The sequence below is a fragment of the Flavobacterium sp. ZE23DGlu08 genome, from assembly GCF_030505335.1.
Lineage (GTDB): Bacteria > Bacteroidota > Bacteroidia > Flavobacteriales > Flavobacteriaceae > Flavobacterium > Flavobacterium algoritolerans.
Genome location: NZ_CP130045.1, coordinates 1,467,713 through 1,488,738 on the forward strand (window position 1 = coordinate 1,467,713; position 21,026 = coordinate 1,488,738).

The following is a 21,026-nucleotide window of genomic DNA, read 5'->3' on the forward strand; positions in this document are numbered from 1 at the left end:
AAAATGACAAAACTACGGCTTATCCTTGGTGATCAGTTGAATTTAGAACATTCTTGGTTTCATGAAAATGATGACAATACTATTTATGTCCTTGCCGAAATGCGTCAGGAAACCGACTATGTAAAACATCATATCCAAAAAGTGGTGGCATTTTTTCTTTCGATGAGAAATTTTCACACCACTATACAAGCACTCGGACACCAAGCAGTCTATTTTAAAATTACGGATGCCGATAATCCACAGGATTTAGAAAAAATCATTGCCGTTTGTATCGAAAAATATAAAATCGAAAAATTTGAATACCAATTACCCGACGAATATCGGCTGGATCAACAACTAAAAACGATTTGTTCCAATCTAAAAATAGAATCAGAAGCTTTTGACTCCGAACATTTTTACACCACGCGTCATGAACTTTCTGATTTTTTTGAAGGCAAGAAATTGTTGTTGATGGAGAATTTTTATCGCAACATGCGAAAAAAACACCACGTTTTAATGAATGGATCAACTCCTGTGGGAAACCAATGGAATTTTGATGCCGATAATCGTAAAAAATACAAAGGTGAAGTTCCTGTGCCATCAGAAAAAAATTTTCACGCCAATGTTTCTGAAGTTGTTTCCCAAATCAAAGAAGCTACTATCGTCACTTTTGGAAATATCGATGTAAATAATTTCAGTTGGCCTACTTCCCGTCAGCAATCTTTAGAGGTATTAGATTATTTCTGCACTAATCTGCTGAAACATTTTGGGGATTATGAAGATGCAATGCATACCGATGAAAAATTCCTTTTCCATTCTCGTTTGTCTTTTGCTATGAACAGTAAAATGCTTTCGCCAAAAGAAGTAATCGAGACCGTTATTTCTTTTTATCATACCAATGAAACTGAAATAACCCTTTCACAAGTAGAAGGATTTGTGCGACAAATTCTGGGTTGGCGTGAGTATATTCGAGGAATTTATTGGAAAGAAATGCCACATTACGCTCAAATGAATGTATTGAAAAACGACAACAAATTACCGAATTTTTTTTGGACGGGTAAAACCAAAATGAATTGCATGAATCACGCTATTAATCAAAGTTTAGACGAAGCTTATGCACATCATATTCAACGGCTCATGGTAATAGGGAATTTTACACTACTCACACAAATTAATCCTGATGAAGTAGATGCTTGGTATCTAGGCGTTTACATAGATGCTATTGAATGGGTCGAAATGCCTAACACCCGCGGTATGTCACAATATGCAGATGGCGGAATTATTGCTACAAAACCTTATGTTTCCTCAGGAAGTTACATCAATAAAATGAGTAATAATTGTAGCAAATGCCATTACAATGTAAAAGAAAAATTTGGAGAAAAAGCGTGTCCTTTCAATACGCTATATTGGAATTTTCTAGATGAGAAAAAAGAGTATTTTAAAGGAAATCAACGCATGGGAATGATGCTGAATTTATTGAATAAAATAAATCCCGAAGAATTATACAAAATCAAAGTTAAAGCCAATGCCATTATCCAAAATATGGATTCTTATTAAACTGAAGCATCCATAAATAAAAAGAGTGTATAAATTCGATACGAACTTATACACTCTTTTTTATTAAAAGAATAAATCTATTCCTTTTTACTTCCGTCTATAATAGCTCCTGTTCCCGCACCAATACCAGCACCAGCAACACCACCAATTATAGCTCCTTGAACTTTTTTCTTACTTATAATTGCTCCTGTTGCTGCTCCAACTCCAGCTCCAATTACGGCACCTTTAGCAGTACTGCTCCAACCTTTCTTTTGTGTGGTTGTTGTAGTGGTAGTGGTAGCCGATGGTTTATTAACAACGACAACTTCTTTTTGGGTTTCAATTTTGGTTTCCTCAATTTTAGCCATTTCAACCTGCATGGAATCAATAACTCTTTGTTTTTCAATTTCAACTTTCATCGAATCTACAGTCGCTAGTTTTGCTTTTTCGATTTCCATTTTTCCTTGATTTTGACAAGAAACAACAACTGCAGCTATTAGTATAAAATATAATACTTTCATAATTTTAAGTTTTACGATTAATAATAATACAAAGAAACATTCAAACCTGTTAATATGCTTTATACAATTTAAACTATTTTTTATATAATTCTGCGTCTAAACTATTTTAAAATCCCGGATTTCAATATTTGTCCAAAGTGATACATGTCTTCAAAAGAACAATATAATGGAACGGGTGCTAATCGAATAACATTAGGTTCACGCCAATCCGTAATCACACCATTTTTCATAAGATAATCAAACAAACTGCGTCCTTCCCCATGAAGCAACACTGATAATTGCGACGCTCTTTCTAATGGATTTGACGGCGTAATGATTTCGAAAGTACTATCGACTTCTTTGTCAATTTCATGCAGAATGAATTCTAAATAGGAAGTAATTGCATCTCTTTTTTGAATTAAAGCGTCCATCCCAATTTCATCAAACATTTCTACAGATGCTAAATATGGCGCCAGAGAAAGTACCGGTAAATTGCTTATTTGCCAACCATCGGCTCCATGAATTGGATCAAAAGTGGGTTCCATCTTGAAACGTCGTTCTTTATTATGTCCCCACCAACCAGCGAATCGTGGCAACTCCGAATTGTTGTGGTGTTTTTCATGAATGAAACATCCCGAAGCATTCCCAGGACCTGAATTCATGTATTTGTAACTGCACCAAGCTGCGAAATCCACATTCCAATCGTGCAATTCCAATTTTATATTTCCTGCGGCATGCGCTAAATCCCAACCTACATAAGCGCCCGCTTTATGACCAGCAGCAGTAATGGTTTTCATATCAAAAACTTGTCCTGTGTAATAATTAACACCGCCTATTAAGACCAAAGCTAACTCATCACCTACTTCTTCAATTTTAGCCAAAACATCTTCTAAACGAATGTTGTGTTCCCCTTCGCGACGCTTGATTTCAACAATCGCATCTTCTGGTTTGTATCCATGAAAATGCACTTGGCTTTGAAACATATATTGATCCGAAGGAAATGCTTTTTCTTCGCAAATAATTTTATATCTGGTTTTTGTAGGTCGGTAAAAAGAAACCATTAACAAATGAAGATTTACCGTAAGCGTATTCATCACCGTAACTTCACTCGGTAACGCACCTACAATTTTACTTAATGGATTTGCAAATCGTTCGTGGTAATCCCACCACGGTTTTTCACTGTAAAAATGACCTTCAACAGCTAAACTTGCCCAATCATTCATTACCTCATCTACATAATTTTTAGTACGTTTGGGCTGCAATCCCAATGAATTTCCCGTAAAATAAATTACTTTTTTTCCATTTACCTGCGGAAAAATAAATTCATCTTGGTATTTATGTAATTGATCTTGCGAATCGAGTTGTTTTGCAAATTCAAGGGTATTTTCGAATGCCATATTTTGTATTTTGTTTGTAAAAGTAGTAAAAAAAGACTGATGCATAAAAGACTTATCCCCGATTGACGATACATAAAATAGTTAAAATTATGAATGAGAAAAAATAGTTCCTGAATACTATACGGAAATAAAAAACAACTCGTTATTTAACTATATTTAATTGAATTTAAAACTCTTACCTATGCTTAAAAACAGTTTGAACGTTATTATTATTGCTATCGCCGTGGTAATTTCCTCCTATTTATTTTCGAATGCTTTTCAGAATCGAAATAAAAGCAATGACACGATAAGTGTAACTGGCTCCGGAAAAAAGGATTTCGTATCAGATTTGATTGTTTGGAACGGTTCTTTTTCTAAAAAAAGTGTGACTCTGAAAGAAGCGTACGCAGCATTGGATTCTGACAGAGAGAAAATAAAAAGCTATTTATCAGGCAAAGGAATTGCTCCGAATGAAATGGTATTCTCAGCAGTTAATTTCAATAAAGATTTTGAAACGACTTATAATGAAAACGGAACGACAAGACAGCAAATTTTCACTGGATTTACCTTAACCCAAAGCGTGAGTATACAATCTAAGGAAGTAAATAAAATCGAAGAATTATCCAGGCAATCAAGCGAGTTAATCAATTCTGGTGTGGAATTTTATTCTTCTCCTCCTGAATATTACTATACAAAACTTGCCGAATTAAAAATAAAAATGATTGCCGAAGCTACAAAAGACGCGAGTATCAGAGCAAAAAGCATTGCTGAAAATGCAGATGCGAGTTTAGGAAATCTAAAAAAATCAGATATGGGTGTTTTTCAAATTACGGGTCAAAACTCATCGGAAGATTTTTCTTATGGCGGCTCCTTCAATACGCAATCCAAAAACAAAACGGCTAATATTACGGTGCGATTGGTGTATCAAGTGAATTAGGAATACAAATCATAAATCATCCCGAAATTGTTTTGTGTGAGGGATGGAAGCGGCATCCTTTATTTTCTTTCTTTAAGAAAATAAAGATACAGCGTACAGCCCGACCCTTGGGGCACACCAAAAAAAAAATCTCGCCATTACTGACGAGATTTTGTTATTTAGAATATGATTATCCCGAAGTTTCGGGACACATTAGATGATTAACATCGCATCACCGTAAGAATAGAATTTATATCCTTCTTTGATTGCTTCGGCATAGGCTTTTTTCATTAAATCATGTCCACAGAATGCTGAAACCATCATTAATAAAGTTGATTTTGGCGTATGGAAATTAGTAATCATACACGTTGGAATCGTAAAATCATGAGGAGGAAAAACGAATTTATTTGTCCATCCATCAAAAGGATTCAGGGTGTTTTGTGACGAAACTGAGCTTTCAACGGCACGCATAGAAGTAGTTCCTACGGTACAAATACGTTTCTTTTTAGCTTTTGCTTCATTCACAATATCACACGCTTCTTGAGTAATTTTTAATTCCTCAGAATCCATTTTGTGTTTTGATAAATCTTCAACCTCAACTGGATTAAAAGTTCCCAAACCTACGTGAAGCGTTACTTCGGCAAATTTAATTCCTTTGATTTCCAGTTTTTTCAATAAATGTTTCGAGAAGTGCAATCCTGCAGTTGGTGCTGCAACAGCCCCTTCTTCTTTAGCATAAATGGTTTGGTAACGTTCCGCATCTTCCGGAGTTACGTCTCTTGAAATGTATTTTGGGATTGGAGTTTCTCCAAGTTCCGTTAATTTATTTCTGAATTCTTCATAAGAACCGTCGTAAAGAAAACGCAATGTTCTTCCACGTGAAGTCGTATTGTCGATAACCTCAGCTACTAACGAATCGTCATCTCCAAAATATAATTTGTTACCAATTCTGATTTTACGTGCCGGATCAACCAAAACATCCCAAAGTCTTTGCTCAGAATTTAATTCTCTAAGTAAAAAAACTTCGATTCTTGCTCCTGTTTTTTCTTTGTTTCCATACAAACGCGCTGGAAAAACCTTAGTATTATTCAGAATTAAAACATCTCCGTCATCAAAATAATCGATAACATCTTTGAACATTTTATGCTCTATAGTTCCCTTTTTACGATCAATAACCATTAGACGAGCTTCGTCTCTGTTTTCAGCTGGATATTCGGCAAGAAGTTCTTTAGGTAAATCGAATTGAAAATGTGATAATTTCATTTGATAAAGTTATGAGTTATAGATTATGAAGTATGAGTTTTGAAGTCATACTTCTAAATCGTGTGCAAATATACGATTGTGAGATAGGCGTTGTCAAGTGTTTTGCTGTTTAATTTAGTTTCGAACTTGTATAGCAACAAAGCGACAAAGGTTTAGCCCCGTAAACATTGAGAATTAAGATGTGATTTCAGTCACATTAAAATCTAATTTTTTCATATCTTCCCAAAAATCAGGGTATGATTTAGAAACTACTTCCGCATTTTCGATGATTATTGGCACTTTTAAAGCCAAAGGTGCAAATGCCATCGCCATTCTGTGATCGTTATACGTAGCTATTTTAATATTATGATTGATTTCATTTGAAGCCACAAGCGTCAAGCTATCATTTGTAACTGATATATTTGCTCCAAGTTTTGTCAGCTCAATTCGTAGTGCTTCAAGTCTATCGGTTTCCTTAATTTTCAAGGTGTGAAGTCCTGTAAGATGACAACCAATTCCTAAACCAAGGCAAGTAACTACAATGGTTTGAGCAATATCTGGCGTATTATTTAATTCTAAGTTTAAAGTTTCAGGCTTAAAATTAGACTGTTTAACCAAAGTCATTTTGTTTCCATCAAAATGCGTTTCAACACCCATTTGTTTGTAGATTTCAACCAAAGCCGAATCGCCTTGCAAACTAGTTTCTTTATAACTGGTCAATGAAATCGTCGCATTTTCTGCCAAAGCTGCTAAACTAAAAAAGTAAGAAGCAGAACTCCAATCGGATTCTACGGTCATTACTTTAGATTCCACTTCTTGTTTTGGATAAACGGTAATTACATTTCCTTCGAAACTGGTTTTGATATCTAAATCATTCAACAAAGCCAAAGTCATTTTGATATAAGGAACTGAAGTGATTTCACCTACTAAAGTTATTTCAATACCGTTTTCCAGTTTTGGCGCCACTAACAACAATGCCGATATGTATTGACTGCTCACATTTGCAGGAATAGTAACTTTAGAAGCTGTGATTTTTTGTCCTTTGATTCGAATAGGCGGATAACCTGCTTCTTTCTCGTAGGATATTTTTGCACCTAATTGTTCCAAGGCTTCCACCAAAACTTTTATTGGACGCTCCGTCATTCTCTGAGAACCAGTCAAAACTACTTCTCGACCTTCGTTTACAGCAAAATAAGCCGTTAGAAATCGCATCGCCGTTCCAGCATGATGAATGTCAACTATTTCCTCGTTTCCTTTCAATGCTTTTTGCATGACTTCACTGTCATCAGAGTTGGAAGTATTAGCCAAAGTAATATTTGGAAAAAGTGCTTGTAACAATAATAGTCGGTTGGTTTCGCTTTTTGAACCGGTAACTGCAATTTGAGCTTGTAAATTAGAATGGGAAGTTTGTAACAGTAAATTCATGTTTTTAATTATGAGTTATGAGTTATAGCTTAAGCATTCGACTCAAATAATTTAAGGACGCAATTTACCACTACTCATTCACAATTCATAATTTACAATTCACAAATTATTTGAGTTTTTCGTTGTTTTTGTGACGGTCTTTGTCCCGAATAGACTTTAAACCCATCTTTTTATCGAAAGCAGCCTGCAAATCGATTCCTGTTTGATTTGCTAAACACAATACTACGAAAACCACATCGGCTAATTCTTCGCCTAGGTCCTTATTTTTGTCGCTTTCTTTTTCAGATTGTTCTCCATAACGGCGAGCGATGATTCGGGCTACTTCGCCTACTTCTTCTGTAAGTTGCGCCATATTGGTCAATTCGTTAAAGTAACGAACGCCATGTTCTTTTATCCAAGTGTCAACGTCTAATTGGGAATTTTTTAGGTTCATCGGTATGCTTATTAATTATATTAGAATTTAAAACTCTGAGGAGCTGTTATTAAAAATTACACTTTTATAAGTACGATTTTCTCGTTTTGTTTTTCAATCATTTTTTGATAAAACTCTTTTAACATTGGATAATACTCTGGTGTAATGATTGGTGTATTTATTTGATGAGCTATCACTAACTGAATCAAATTTCCTGATGCATTTATCATGAATTTAAAGCTGCCTAAATTGTCCTGCATATTTAAAAGCAATGGAGTAGGAATTGTTTCTACTTTATATCCAGCAGGAATTTTAATCGCTATACTGTATCTATCAATAAAAGGAAATCCATAATCTATTGGATATTCTCTATTTTCTTGTTTGAAAGGATTTTGCTCTACAGCAAAAAACAACATTGGATTTATATAAATACTACCTGCAATAATTTCGCTAAAATTCGAACCTGAATATGAAAACATTTCTACAATTGGCGCTTTTAAATCTTTTTCACTTGTTCTTGAATATTCATTTATTTCAATTTTATTATTCTCATTCTCTAATTTTTCAAGATAAATATCCTCTTTTAAATCCACAACTTTTTCTCTAAAAATCATTGCGTTATAATCTGTTCTTTGGCGCTTCAAGTCACCTGAAACCTTTCCATTGGCATCAATTTCATAGTTCATAACTACTACGTCATTAGATGATGCTTTAGGCATTAAATCTACTTCTATCGAAGTGCCATCTTTCCGTATTAATCTTCCAACCCAATTCAGAGCTCTTAATGGCAAGACATTTGGAGTAGAAAATCTATCTGATGCATCAAGCAACACTAGACCATTCGCCATTTCAACTGCAGCGATTACATAATTAAAAGCAGTTCTATTAGGAAACAGTGCAATCCCATTTGAGCGCGTACTTACCAAAACTGGATTAGCAGTAAGCCCTATATGCCTTAGCATAGCGGTTAACATTAAGTTAATTTCAGCAACATTACCTGTTTTGTCTTTGTATGCTTTTTTCACCCCATCATTACAGGAATAACCATAATAATCATTCCATTTTACTGTGGTTTTAACGTAATTCAATATTGCAGTAATTTTTTCTTCCGGTGTATTTAATCCCGCTATAACTAGCTTTAAATCTTCTTCAAAATAACCTGTTTTATTCAATTCAGGCCCAAAATCATCATAATCATAAATTGTTTTAGTTACTGATGCCCAATCTGTAGACAAGGTTTTATAAGGTTGGTTCGGGAATCTCACTACAGAAAGCTCATGGGATATACTTGTTGAATAGTTTGCAATATTATTAACATAGGCCTCCTCTTTCATTGCCGGAAGATTTTCTGCAAGATAAGCAGTTCTAGTTTCTGAAAATTCTAACTTTTCTTGTGAAGAAGAACTAGTTGTACTCTCTCCTGGTTCTGCTTCTGGTCGATAAGAATAACTTATTATTTTATTGTGTTTTTCAGTAGTTATTTTAGGCGAAATAAACCCCTTTAGATTTGGATTATACACAAAATACTCTGGTATAAAAGTTTTAAATTCAGAGAAGTTCACAGGAATACTGGATTGAAAACTCCATTCTGTTAATTCACTAAAACGGGATGAACGCATTCTATATTTAAATTCAACAACTGAGCCTACTTTTACATTTGGCATAGTGATTTTTTTTCGTCCCCAATATTTATTAACTTTTTCATCAAACTCACCATCACTTTTTAGTTTTGTCTTCTCAATCTTACCATTTATTAAATTATAAGTAATAGCATCAGAGATAAAAACCGTTTCTTTCGCATTACTACCAATGTAATATCTTACTGCTTTATTTGCCCAATCGTATCCCTCTTTTTTATAAATTTTAATACGAGTTGTAACTTCTGTAATCATTACAAAACCATCATTTTGACTATATTCAAAATCGACTACCCCTTTTTCGAACAGGATAGCTGCAACGGCGCTGGAATCTTTCGGATGATTTTTCTCCTGAAGTTCCTCAACTGAAACTTTCCCTAATTTAAATTCTTGTGCATTGCCTTTAAAAAAAAATAAAGTAAAAAAAAGAATAATGAGTAGTTGGCTACATTTCATGGTTTTATTGGTTTTGGGTTAGAATAATTTTGGCATTATCATTTTTTGAAATCTGTTCTATAAAAAGACGATACTCATCATATTCTTTGTTCGAATACAATCCTTTTTTAACGAATAAGGTTCTTTTATAAACCAAATTAGAGGCATCTCTTTTTACAACCTCTGTTTTATATTCCCCGAATTTACTATTCAATTCATAATTATCAGGCAAAAATTCAGTAGAAAAACCTGAAGGAAGAGTTATTGTTATCTCATCTTCATCCAAAAAACCTCTTTGTATTTCTAAAGGATTTTTACGGTTTCTTATTCTCTTGATATTAGCATTTGTCTGGTTGAAAGCATTTACCACAAATATTAATTTATTCGCTAAAAAGTTACCATAATTCACTGCATTAATTTCTACATTTTCAGTTAACCGGATCTTATCTTTATCATTTGAAAATGATATTTTATTTATTTTCAAATTATTGATATTCTCCCAATATTCCTTATAATGTGCTTCTTTTTCTGTTGGCTGTACATTTTCAATAGCTGCTTTTTGACTGTATTGTGAACCTTCTGAAGCAATTGTAATTTTTCCAGAGAAATCTCCATTTGCTGATAAAGTATATGTTCCCTTACTTATTTGAGTATTTCCATTATCTTCATAAACTTTAGTTCTAACAATTTCTCCTCCATCCGGTTTTATAACCAAAACCTCTCTGTCATCTGTAAAAGTACCCTGATATCCAAAGGGATCATCTTGACTGGTACATTCTAACCAAGTATAATTATTCCCATTTGGAATAGACAAAATAACGTGATTGCCTTGCATGGATACAAAATCAGACTGAATGCTTAGTTTTTTTCTATCTCCATAGAGAATAGTGTAGTAAGATGGTACATTTACCACATCCAATAAGGCCTTAGTATAATTAGTCAATGCTTTACAATCTCCATATCCCAAACGATCCACATCAGTAGCAAGCATAGGTTTCCATCCGCCAATTCCAACTTGAATACTGATATATCTTACTTTTTGTTGTACAAAATTGTAAATTAATTTTGCCTTCTTGATTGGGTCTTTTTCATCGCCAACAAGGGCCTTAACTTTCATTTTGGTTTCATCTGGTAAATCAGTTGTTCCTGATAAAATTTTATCAGAATACCATTGTCCAAACTCCTTCCAAGTCTTTGCATTTCCGTCTACTCCCTCTAGATGAAACAACTCTAATCCCATCATCACTTTTGGAAAAACAGAATTATAAACCGGACTGTAATCTTCTTGTTTTTGAGCCAAAATATTGGTAGCAGTATATGAAAGTTGCGTTGCAGTATCAATCGTTTTATCAATTTTGGAATTAGAAAAATTGAATTCCATTTTCTTAAAACCTAAATTATCAGGATATTTTACATTCAAAATACTTTTTTCGACACTTACAAAATAATCACTTGAAGGATACCATTTCGGAATAAAAGCGGTAGTAGAAGTTTCTATTTCGCTATCAAAAACTACTGTAAAGGGATATTGGACGGGAGTATAATCTAAATAAAGATAACGGTTATCCGAAAAAAGGGTACCACCTTCACCGGAACTTTGGTCTTTAAAATCTTTACGCTTAATTTTTTTTATTTCTTTTCCTAAAATATCATAAACAGTTGCTTCGATATTTCTAATATCGGTCCTTTTATCATAACTTTCAATAGCGTCAATTGCACTAAGACCTTTTTCATTTAGAACCGTCACCACTCTTTTAGTAGTAATACTCATGCTTCTTTGTGAAGCAATAACAATGTCTATTTGATTCAAACGAACTACAGCATTGGCATTTTCTTTTAAGCTATCGGAAATGTTCAAAGAGTTATATTCTATCTTTTGAGCAAAAATAAAAGACGTAAAAAACAAAAACAGGAAAGAAACATATTTGAAAATCATAAAATTCTTTTTATCAAAAATATAAGAATTTTTCGATTAAAGAAAACTTAATCTCTATTTTTACTGTCAATTACTATCGTTACTGGACCGTCATTCAACAAAAGTACTTTCATATCTGCACCAAAGATTCCGGTTTGTACTTTCTTTCCCAATTCAATTTCTATTTTTTTTACAAATTTCTCGTACAATGGGATAGAAACTTCTGGTTTTGAAGCTTTTATATAGGAAGGACGATTGCCTTTTTTGGTAGAAGCATGTAATGTAAATTGGCTTACCACAATAATATCTCCGTCAATGTCTTTAACGGATAAATTCATGACATCGTTTTCATCGCCAAAAATGCGGATGTTAGTTATCTTATTAACAAGCCAATCTATATCTTCTTGAGTATCGGCATCTTCAATACCAACTAAAACCAACAGTCCTTTTTGGATATCGGCTACAATTTTATTATCGATAGTTACGGATGCTGAGGAAACTCTTTGAAGGACTATTTTCATTTTTAAAATTGAAATTGATTTTTGATATTGTTATTCCCTCGTTTTATCACTTATTATTCTATCTTCATTATGAATATCAGTACGATAATGTTCATCATCGCCTTCCAGAATTTTAAGATAACTTCTATAACGAGACCAAGCAATCTCGTCTTTTTCCAATGCGGCTTTAATAGCGCAATGCGGTTCGTCTTTATGCAAACAATTATTGAATTTACACTGGTCTTTCAATTTAAAAAACTCAGGAAAATAACCACTCACTTCCTCTTTTTCCATGTCTACAATTCCAAAACCTTTGATACCTGGTGTATCGATGATTCTGGCATTAAAGGACAAATCATACATTTCGGCGAAAGTAGTTGTATGCTGTCCTTGTTTACTTGCTTCAGAAATCGTTTTTGTTTTTAAATGCAAAGAAGGTTCCATTGCATTTACCAAAGTGGATTTTCCAACACCGGAATGCCCAGAGAACATACTCACTTTGCCAATCATCATTTCTTTCAACTCCTCAATTCCTTTCATTTCAGTCGAAGAAACGCGCAAACATTTGTACCCTATTTCCTGATACACATGCTGCATGTACAATTGTTCATCAAGCGTGGCATCATCAAAAGTGTCTATTTTATTAAAAACCAGTATCGTTTCAATTCTATATGCTTCGGCTGTAACCAGAAAACGATCAATAAAATTAAAAGTCGTTGGCGGATTATTAATCGTAACTAACAAGAAAACCCGATCAATATTAGACGCAATAATATGCATCTGATGTGATAAATTCACTGATTTACGTACAATATAATTTTTCCTGTCGTGAATTTTATGAATGGTTCCCGTAACCGTGTCTGATGTTTCTTCGAGTTCATAATCCACAACATCGCCCACAGCAATAGGATTGGTACTTTTGATTCCTTTAATTCGGAATTTACCTTTCATACGGCATTCGATAAAATCACCTTGTTCGGATTTTACGGTGTACCAACTTCCTGTAGATTTGTATACGAGTCCTGTCATTTAGGATTTTTGATTGAAGATTAACGATTTTAGATTTCTGATTTAAAACCTAAGACTTTGCAAAGATAAAGGATTTTTGATTGAAGATTAACGATTTTAGATTTCAGATTTAAAATCTAAGGCTCTGCAAAGATAAAGGATTTTCGATTTTTGACATTAGAAGACTCTAAAAACAAAAAAATCCCAAAACATAACGTCTTGGGACTTCATAAAATTTAAATTCTCATCACCGAAATCTAAAATCAGAAATCGTTAATCTACACTCTTAAATCATTTTAAGCGTTCAATACTTTTTCTTGGTGACCAATACTTTCTTGGTGAATAGCTTTGAACATTTTAAGTACAAACTCTTCAGTCAATCCTTTTTTCTCACCCTCTAAAATCATTTTTCCTAGAATTTCGTTCCAACGATTGTTTTGCAATACAGCAACGTTAGCATCTTTTTTCACCTGACCTATTTCGTCTGCTACTTTCATACGCTTCCCTAATAAATCCAATAAAGTAGCATCTAAAACATCGATATTAGCTCTTAACTTAGCCATTTTTTGAGTAAACTCATCCGATACATCATTTACTTTTCTAACTTTCAAATCAATAAAGATTTGTTTCAAAGCGTCTGGCGTAACTTGTTGTGCAGCATCACTCCAAGCATTGTCCGGATCGTAATGTGTTTCGATAATCATACCATCATAATTCAAATCCAAAGCTTCTTGAGTAACTTCAAGAATCATTTTGCGATCTCCTGTAATATGAGACGGATCAATGATTAAAGGCAAATCAGGGAATTTATTTTGTAATTCGATAGCAATCTGCCATTCTGGAATATTTCTGTATTTTGTTTTTTCGTAAGTAGAAAAACCTCTGTGAATTACTCCTAATTTTTCAATTCCTGCCATGTATAAACGCTCAACACCACCTAACCATAAAGACAAATCTGGATTTACCGGATTCTTAACCAATACGATTTTTTTAGTTCCTACTAAAGCATCTGCAATTTCCTGCATTGCAAATGGATTTACGGTAGTTCTTGCACCAATCCACAATACATCAATATCATACTCCAAAGCTAATTTTACGTGAGCAGCATTTGCTACCTCTGTTCCCATTAACAATCCCGTTTGTTCTTTGGCTTTTTTCAACCATTTCAATCCTATTTCCCCAACACCTTCAAATCCTCCCGGACGCGTTCTTGGTTTCCAAATTCCTGCTCTAAAAACACTTACATCCGAATCTTTCAATTCATGTGCAATTTTCAATACTTGTTCTTCTGTTTCAGCACTACAAGGTCCTGCGATTACAAATGGATGAGTCAAATTGAATTCATTCAACCAATTTCTCATTTCTTTCTTGTTTTCCATCTTTTTTAATTTTTATTTTTTTATTGTGTTGTTCTTCTTCTTGAAACTGTTTTCTGAGACTGCGCCTGCCCCAAAAAACGGTCTATTTTTTTACATTAATTCCGTTTAATATTTCCTTTATTTTATTGACACTTTGCATTTCATTATAAATCGCATCGTAATCTTCCTTTTCTAATAATTCTTTAAATTTTGATAAATTCGAAATGTATTCATCCAATGTTTTTACAACCTGCTTCCTGTTTTGTTTAAAAATTGGCGTCCACATTGCTGGCGAACTTTTGGCTAAACGAACCGTACTTTCAAAACCGGAACCGGCCATATCAAAAATATCCTGTTCGTCTTTCTCTTTATTGATTACCGTTTTCCCCAACATAAAGGCACTGATATGCGATAAATGCGATACATATGCAATGTGTTTATCATGTGATTTCGGGTCCATATAACGGATTCTCATTCCCATAGCGGTAAAAAGTTTCAATGCCTTTTCCTGTAATTTGAAAGTTGTTTTCTCTACTTCACAAATAATATTCGTTTTCCCTTGAAACAACCCTTTTATCGCTGCCGAAGGTCCTGAAAACTCCGTTCCTGCAATAGGATGCGTAGCAATAAAATTTCTCCTTTTAGGATGATGGGCAACTGCTTCACAAATAGGTGTTTTTGTAGAACCTACTTCAAAAACAATCGTATTGTCCCCAACAACATCCAATACTTTTGGCAAAACAATCAATGCTACATCAACAGGAACCGAAACGATTACAAAGTCAGCATCAACTAAATCATCAAATGTTGCCGCTCCATCAACAACTCCTAAAGCTAAGGCTTCCGCCAAATGACTTTCGTTGTTATCAATTCCATAAATTTTGGCTTCCGGATGCAGCGTTTTAATGTCCAATACCATCGAACCGCCAATTAATCCTATTCCTATTACAAATACTTTCATCGTTTTATTTTTATACCTACAATGTTTTAAAAACCTTGAAGGAAAATCTGAAATCTAGAATCGTTAATCAACAATCTAAAATCTATTTATAGCTTCTTGTATTTTTTCTTCTTTTACACAAAGTGCAAATCGAATATATCCTTCTCCATTAGAACCAAAAATGGTCCCCGGTGTAATAAAAATAGATTTGTCATATAAAATTTCATCAATAAATTTCTCTGCCGATGTAATTCCGTCTGGCAACTTTGCCCAAACAAATAATCCAACTCCTTCTTTATATACTTTACAGCCCAACTTCTCAGCTAGTTGTTCGGTAAGAATTCTGCGTTTTCTATAAATCGCATTCATCGATTCAAACCAAGTCTTGTCACTTTTCAAAGCTTCAATAGCTCCTTTTTGAATCCCGTAGAACATTCCGCTGTCCATGTTGCTTTTTACTTTTAGAACAGCATCAATACAAGCTGCATTTCCTAAAACCATTCCAACTCTCCAGCCTGCCATGTTAAAAGTCTTACTCAAAGAATTCAATTCTAAAGCCACATCTTTGGCGCCTTCTACTTGTAACAAACTCATCGGATTGTCATTCAAAACAAAACTATACGGATTGTCATTGACTAACAAAATGTTATGTTTTTTAGCAAAAGCCACTAATTTTGAAAACAACTCCAAACTTCCTCTTGCTCCTGTTGGCATGTGCGGATAACCAATCCACATGATTTTCACTTTAGATAAATTCAGTTTTTCCAAAGCTTCGAAATCAGGTTCCCAATTATTTACTTCTTTTAAGTCATAATAAACAGGCACTGCCCCTACTAAATTCGTCACCGAAGTATACGTTGGATATCCTGGATTTGGAATCAGTACCTGATCTCCTTCATTCAAGAAAGCCAGTGAAATATGCATGATTCCTTCTTTGGAACCCATCAAAGGCAAAATTTCGTTAGCTGGATTCAACGCTACTTGAAAGTTATTCTGATAAAAATCAGCCATACCTTGTCGTAATTCCGGCAATCCTTGATAACTTTGGTATTGATGCGCATTTTCATCTTGCATTGCCATAACAACTGCATCAACAACCGCTTGTGATGGCTGTAAATCCGGACTTCCAATTCCCATATTAATAATTGGTTTCCCCTCAGAAGCCAATTGTCTTACTTCTCTCAGTTTTGAGGAGAAATAGTATTCTTCAATTATATCCAGACGTTTCGCTGTAGTAATCATGGTTTTGTATTTTTATATTCGCCTAAAACCTTAAAGTATTCCGCCATAATGGTCAGTAATGCTTTTGCTTTAGTATAATCTTCGTATTTTTCGAAAGTAACATCCACAAAAAAGGAATATTTCCAAGGCGTTTCTATTTTTGGCAATGATTGTATTTTGGTTAAATTCAATTTACAATCACTCATCACATTTAAAACTGCCGCTAAACTGCCGCGTTTGTGATCCAATTCAAATTTGATGGAAGCTCTGTTTATTTCGTTTTCATCAACAAATGAGTTCTCCTTTTTAATAATAACAAATCGTGTCATGTTATTATTTATCGTCTGAATTTCCGGAGCCAAAATCTCTAAATCATACATTTCAGAAGCCGTTTTACTCGCAATTGCAGCAATTCCTTTCAACTGATGTTGATGTATTCTTCGAGCCGTTTCGGCAGTATCTTTATCTTCAACTAATTTTATGTCCGGATACTTTTTCAAAAACTCCATACATTGCAATAACGCCATTGGATGTGAATGCACTTCTAAAATATCCTCAATTTGTTGCCCTTTTAGCGCCATTAAATTTTGATGAATATCTAAATAATGCTCTCCAATAATGTGTAAATTGTTTTTATCAATCAAGGCATAATTCGGAATAATTGGTCCTGCAATAGAGTTTTCTATAGCCATAACCGCCTGATCTGATTTTCCTGAAAGCAAACTATCCACTAACTCTTCAAAAGACAAACACTCATCTACCTCAACATTTTGATAGTAATAATCCTGTGCCACCTGATGATGGAAAGAGCCTTTTATACCTTGTATTGCAATCTTAGTTCTCATTCTAAGTTATTATTTGTTTCTATTTGAAAATGAAATTTTGATTCGTATTATATCAATTTTCATTTATCTTATTTCAGTTATATTCAAAAAAAAATCCTGATTTTCATCAGGATTGTATATTAGTTTTATTTGTTTGTTTGTTTTCAAATAACCATAGCACAATCCCTTACTTCCTAAAGAAGAAATAATAAGTGTTGCTAAAATAAAAACGGTTATTAGACATTGTATGTTGTGTGTTATATTTAATATTTACACTGCAAATGTAGGGCTTATTTCAAACCGACCAAAAAAAAATTATTGTTTTATTTAACAAAAAAAGAATTCTTTGTGAAAGCTGCTTATTATTGCAAAATACCTAAAAAAGAGACTTCTAACCTATCTCTTATTACTGATTTCTAAATGCTTTTTTCAACTAATTCAAACTAAAAAAGCGTTTAAGCTGCTAAATTAGCCGAAAGCCATTTTTTTCCCTCTGCAATTCGGGTAACTACCATCGCTGAAACTAAATCTCCATTTGCATTCAACAGGGTCGCCATAGGATCTACTAAGGTTCCTACAATCATCGCGGCTGGTAAAGCTTGCTCCATAGGAAATCCATAAACGGTTATCGCTAGAATTTCACCTATATAACCTCCATTTGGAATTCCGCCCTCGACTACCGAAACAATTACTGTAATTCCCAATGCCACTAGTAAATTATAAGGATCTGTGAAATCTTTACCAAACATGGCAAAAATAACCGCGATTTTTATAATGGACAACATACTCGAACCGTCTTTGTGCAAAGGTGCGCCAAGTGGAATAACTACATTCCTGATATGACTCGGGATATTCATTTTTTCGGCGCCTTCAAGATTCGCCGGAATTGTCGCAATGCTGCTGCAAGTTCCCAATGCCGTTAATGAAGGCGTAATATTGTTTTTCCAAAATACTTTAAATCCTAATTTCCCTCCGGCGATAAAAGCATACAAACTAAAAAATACGACAAAGTAAAAAGCACAAACTGCATAATAAAGCCCTAAAGGTTTTGCGTAAGCACCAAATAATTGCGGTCCAAAAATCCCAACCTGATACGCAAAATAAGCACCCAAACCTATTGGAGCCGTTTTCATAATCATGTGTAACAATTGCTTCATCACTTCATTTCCTGAATTTAGGAAACGACTGAAATCTTTCCCTTTTTCTCCCGAATGCAAACTGGCAAATCCTATTAAAAAAGAAAATATAATGAGCGCCAACATATTTTTTCGAGATAAAAGTTCAAAAAAGTCACTTGCAGTAAGCAACTGGGTAATTTGTGAACCCGTAGAACTTTCCTGAATTGTTTCCAATGGAATTTTGGAAATGATAATATCTTGCTGAACAGGGAATAACAATACGCCAACAATCATCAAAATGGCCGAAATCAATACTGTACTTAAAAATACGCCAATGACGATTACAAATAACTTCCCCAATTTCTCTGATTTTTCTAAATTGGCAATCGAAGATGCAATCGTAAAAAAAATCAAAGGGATAATTGCCGTGAACAATAAATTCAAAAATATATCGCCCAAAGGTTTAATGACTTCCACTCCTTTCCCAAAAACTAAACCCAATATACTTCCTGCCAGAATCCCGCCAAGTAGCAATAAAATACTTTTGTAGTTTTTCAGAAAACTGCCTGATTGTGTATTTTTCAAATTCATATCTATATAGTTTATGGTAAATATATAAATCTAAAATAGAATATCATCTCGCTTTGTAAAACTTTGATAAAGGACTTTTTAGCTATTGGGTTACAAAAAACAATAAATCAATACTTTTTCTGTTTACTTTTGCAACAAATAAAATTCCATGTCAATAGAAGTTACTAATATATCCAAAAGCTACGGTGCCCAAAAAGCACTGGATAAGATTTCATTTTCCATTAATAAAGGGGAAATCGTTGGTTTTTTAGGTCCAAATGGAGCCGGAAAATCGACTTTAATGAAAATATTGACAACGTATATCAATGCCGATGAAGGTACAGCTATCGTAAATGGAAACGATGTAAACACACAGCAAAAAGCCGTTCAGCTTTCCATTGGTTATTTACCGGAACACAATCCGTTGTATTTGGATTTGTATGTGAGAGAATATTTGGCTTTTAACGCAGATGTGTACAAAGTAGCCAAATCCCGCATTGAAGAAGTAATTCAATTGACAGGTTTAAGTACCGAAAGTCATAAAAAAATAGGACAATTATCCAAAGGATACCGTCAGCGTGTAGGTCTTGCCAATGCTTTATTACACAATCCGGATGTTTTGATTCTTGACGAACCAACAACTGGTTTAGACCCAAATCAATTGATGGAAATTCGTAATGTGATTAAAAACGTAGGGAAAGACAAAACCGTTTTCCTTTCTACGCACATTATGCAGGAAGTCGAAGCCATTTGTGACCGCGTTATTATCATCAATAACGGCAAAATTGTTACCGATAAAAAACTGGACCACTTAATTTCCGAAGACAAGGAGCAAGTTATCGAAGTAGAATTTGATTATAAAATAGAGGAACAAGCTATTGCCAAAATCGAAAATCTTGTTTCTTACAAGAATACACACGACATGATTTGGGAATTGACTTTCAAAGCGGATAAAGACATGCGACCGGCTGTTTTTGATTTTGCTAATGCCAATGGTTTGAAAACACTTCAACTGAATCAAAAAAATAAAAACCTCGAGGCAGTATTTAGAGAGATTACGAAGTAGTTTACAACTAAAAAAGCTCGTTTAAATTTGATTTTAAACGAGCTTTTTTATAAAATACGATTAGGGAATTAAAAAACCTTACTCGCAATTTGTCTAATATTCTCTGATTTCCCCATAGAATAATAATGTAATACCGGAACTCCTGCAGCTTTCAATTCTAAAGATTGTTGAATTGCCCATTCGATTCCTACTTGTCTGATATCCGCATTATTTTTACATTGGTCAACTGCATGAATTAAATCTTCCGGCAAATCGATTCTGAAAATTTGTGGTAAGACTTGCAAATGTCTTTTTACGGCAATTGGTTTAATACCTGGAATAATAGGTACAGTAATTCCCATTTCTCTGGCTTTAGCAACAAACTCAAAGTATTTAGCATTATCAAAGAACATTTGTGTCACCACATAATCCGCACCTGCATCCACTTTTTCTTTCAACCTTTTTAAATCAGATTGTAAGGATGGAGACTCCAAATGCTTCTCCGGATATCCAGCAACTCCAATACAAAAATTGGCTTTATTATCAATATCCATTACATCGTGCAAATATTTTCCGCAATTCAATTGGTTGATTTGTTTCACTAAATCAACCGCAAAATCATTTCCTCCTTGTTTCGGAATAAAATATTGCTCGTCTTTCATCGCATCACCACGTAACGCCATCACATTATCAATTCCCAGATAATGACAATCGACTAATAAATACTCGGTTTCTTCTTTGGTAAAACCACCGCAAAGCACGTGAGGAACCGTATCTACGTTGTATTTATGCTTTATCGAAGCACAAATCCCAAGCGTTCCCGGACGCATTCTGGTCAGTTTCTTATCTAATAAACCATTGCCTTTATCCACGTAAATATATTCTTCGCGAGAAGTAGTTACATCTATAAATGGTGGTTTAAACTCCATCAACGGATCAATATTATCGTATAATTCCTGAATGCTTTTGCCTTTTTGAGGCGGAATAATTTCGAAGGAGAATAAAGTTTCTCCTTTTGCGTCTTCAATATGTTGTGTTACTTTCATTTTCTTTAGTTTGAAGTTTAAGG

General features: G+C 34.1%; 18 protein-coding genes. 3 read left to right on the top strand and 15 right to left on the bottom strand.

Annotated elements, in window-relative coordinates:
• Positions 1-3 precede the first annotated feature (3 nt).
• Positions 4-1,536, top strand: coding sequence for a cryptochrome/photolyase family protein (locus Q1W72_RS06465; RefSeq protein ID WP_302137687.1), 1,533 nt, complete (start codon positions 4-6; stop codon positions 1,534-1,536).
• Between the two features lie 77 nt (positions 1,537-1,613).
• Here the strand turns inward: Q1W72_RS06465 and Q1W72_RS06470 are convergent, their stop codons facing one another.
• Positions 1,614-2,036, bottom strand: coding sequence for a glycine zipper family protein (locus tag Q1W72_RS06470; RefSeq protein WP_121340895.1), 423 nt, complete (start codon positions 2,034-2,036; stop codon positions 1,614-1,616).
• Positions 2,037-2,137: 101 nt separating this feature from the next.
• Positions 2,138-3,412, bottom strand: coding sequence for a kynureninase (gene kynU / locus Q1W72_RS06475; RefSeq protein WP_302137689.1), 1,275 nt, complete (start codon positions 3,410-3,412; stop codon positions 2,138-2,140).
• A gap of 181 nt (positions 3,413-3,593) precedes the next feature.
• On the opposite strand from kynU, the gene Q1W72_RS06480 reads away from it, so the two are divergent.
• The gene (locus tag Q1W72_RS06480) at positions 3,594-4,328 is read left to right on the top strand and encodes an SIMPL domain-containing protein (protein WP_121340894.1); all 735 of its coding nucleotides are present in this window, start codon (positions 3,594-3,596) and stop codon (positions 4,326-4,328) included.
• Between the two features lie 192 nt (positions 4,329-4,520).
• Here the strand turns inward: Q1W72_RS06480 and queA are convergent, their stop codons facing one another.
• The 12 genes from queA to Q1W72_RS06540 all read right to left on the bottom strand — a co-directional run bounded on the left by queA (position 4,521) and on the right by Q1W72_RS06540 (position 18,933).
• A complete protein-coding gene (queA, locus tag Q1W72_RS06485) occupies positions 4,521-5,570 on the bottom strand; it encodes a tRNA preQ1(34) S-adenosylmethionine ribosyltransferase-isomerase QueA (RefSeq protein WP_099713566.1) in 1,050 nt (349 codons plus the stop codon).
• Between the two features lie 174 nt (positions 5,571-5,744).
• Complete coding sequence (gene aroA, locus Q1W72_RS06490; RefSeq protein WP_099713567.1) at positions 5,745-6,974, bottom strand: 3-phosphoshikimate 1-carboxyvinyltransferase; 1,230 nt, start codon at positions 6,972-6,974, stop codon at positions 5,745-5,747.
• Positions 6,975-7,080: 106 nt separating this feature from the next.
• Positions 7,081-7,407: a nucleotide pyrophosphohydrolase gene (locus tag Q1W72_RS06495; RefSeq protein ID WP_099713568.1), complete on the bottom strand. Its 327-nt coding sequence runs from the start codon at positions 7,405-7,407 to the stop codon at positions 7,081-7,083.
• Positions 7,408-7,463: 56 nt separating this feature from the next.
• A complete protein-coding gene (locus Q1W72_RS06500; protein WP_302137692.1) occupies positions 7,464-9,479 on the bottom strand; it encodes a DUF3857 domain-containing protein in 2,016 nt (671 codons plus the stop codon).
• Between the two features lie 4 nt (positions 9,480-9,483).
• Positions 9,484-11,394, bottom strand: coding sequence for a DUF3857 domain-containing protein (locus Q1W72_RS06505; RefSeq protein ID WP_302137694.1), 1,911 nt, complete (start codon positions 11,392-11,394; stop codon positions 9,484-9,486).
• A gap of 47 nt (positions 11,395-11,441) precedes the next feature.
• Positions 11,442-11,894, bottom strand: coding sequence for a D-aminoacyl-tRNA deacylase (dtd, locus tag Q1W72_RS06510; RefSeq protein WP_302137695.1), 453 nt, complete (start codon positions 11,892-11,894; stop codon positions 11,442-11,444).
• A 30-nt stretch (positions 11,895-11,924) separates the two neighbouring features.
• A complete protein-coding gene (gene rsgA, locus Q1W72_RS06515) occupies positions 11,925-12,902 on the bottom strand; it encodes a ribosome small subunit-dependent GTPase A (protein ID WP_099713572.1) in 978 nt (325 codons plus the stop codon).
• 275 nt (positions 12,903-13,177) lie between these two features.
• The gene (locus tag Q1W72_RS06520; protein ID WP_099713573.1) at positions 13,178-14,260 is read right to left on the bottom strand and encodes a bifunctional 3-deoxy-7-phosphoheptulonate synthase/chorismate mutase type II; all 1,083 of its coding nucleotides are present in this window, start codon (positions 14,258-14,260) and stop codon (positions 13,178-13,180) included.
• 82 nt (positions 14,261-14,342) lie between these two features.
• On the bottom strand, positions 14,343-15,200 hold the full coding sequence (locus tag Q1W72_RS06525; protein ID WP_099713574.1) for a prephenate dehydrogenase: 858 nt from the start codon (positions 15,198-15,200) through the stop codon (positions 14,343-14,345).
• A 75-nt stretch (positions 15,201-15,275) separates the two neighbouring features.
• Positions 15,276-16,421, bottom strand: coding sequence for an aminotransferase class I/II-fold pyridoxal phosphate-dependent enzyme (locus tag Q1W72_RS06530; protein WP_099713575.1), 1,146 nt, complete (start codon positions 16,419-16,421; stop codon positions 15,276-15,278).
• Entirely contained in the window at positions 16,418-17,245 is an 828-nt protein-coding gene (locus tag Q1W72_RS06535) for a prephenate dehydratase (protein ID WP_099713576.1), read from the bottom strand. Before Q1W72_RS06535 ends, Q1W72_RS06530 begins: the two co-directional genes overlap by 4 nt.
• A 434-nt stretch (positions 17,246-17,679) precedes the next feature.
• Positions 17,680-18,933 carry a dicarboxylate/amino acid:cation symporter gene (locus Q1W72_RS06540; protein WP_302137698.1) on the bottom strand — a complete coding sequence of 418 codons (1,254 nt, stop codon included), beginning with the start codon at positions 18,931-18,933 and terminating at the stop codon, positions 17,680-17,682.
• Between the two features lie 148 nt (positions 18,934-19,081).
• Between Q1W72_RS06540 and gldA the strand changes: the two genes are divergently transcribed.
• Complete coding sequence (gene gldA / locus Q1W72_RS06545) at positions 19,082-19,978, top strand: gliding motility-associated ABC transporter ATP-binding subunit GldA (RefSeq protein WP_099713578.1); 897 nt, start codon at positions 19,082-19,084, stop codon at positions 19,976-19,978.
• A 68-nt stretch (positions 19,979-20,046) separates the two neighbouring features.
• Here the strand turns inward: gldA and metF are convergent, their stop codons facing one another.
• Complete coding sequence (gene metF, locus Q1W72_RS06550) at positions 20,047-21,003, bottom strand: methylenetetrahydrofolate reductase [NAD(P)H] (RefSeq protein WP_099713579.1); 957 nt, start codon at positions 21,001-21,003, stop codon at positions 20,047-20,049.
• Positions 21,004-21,026: the final 23 nt, after the last annotated feature.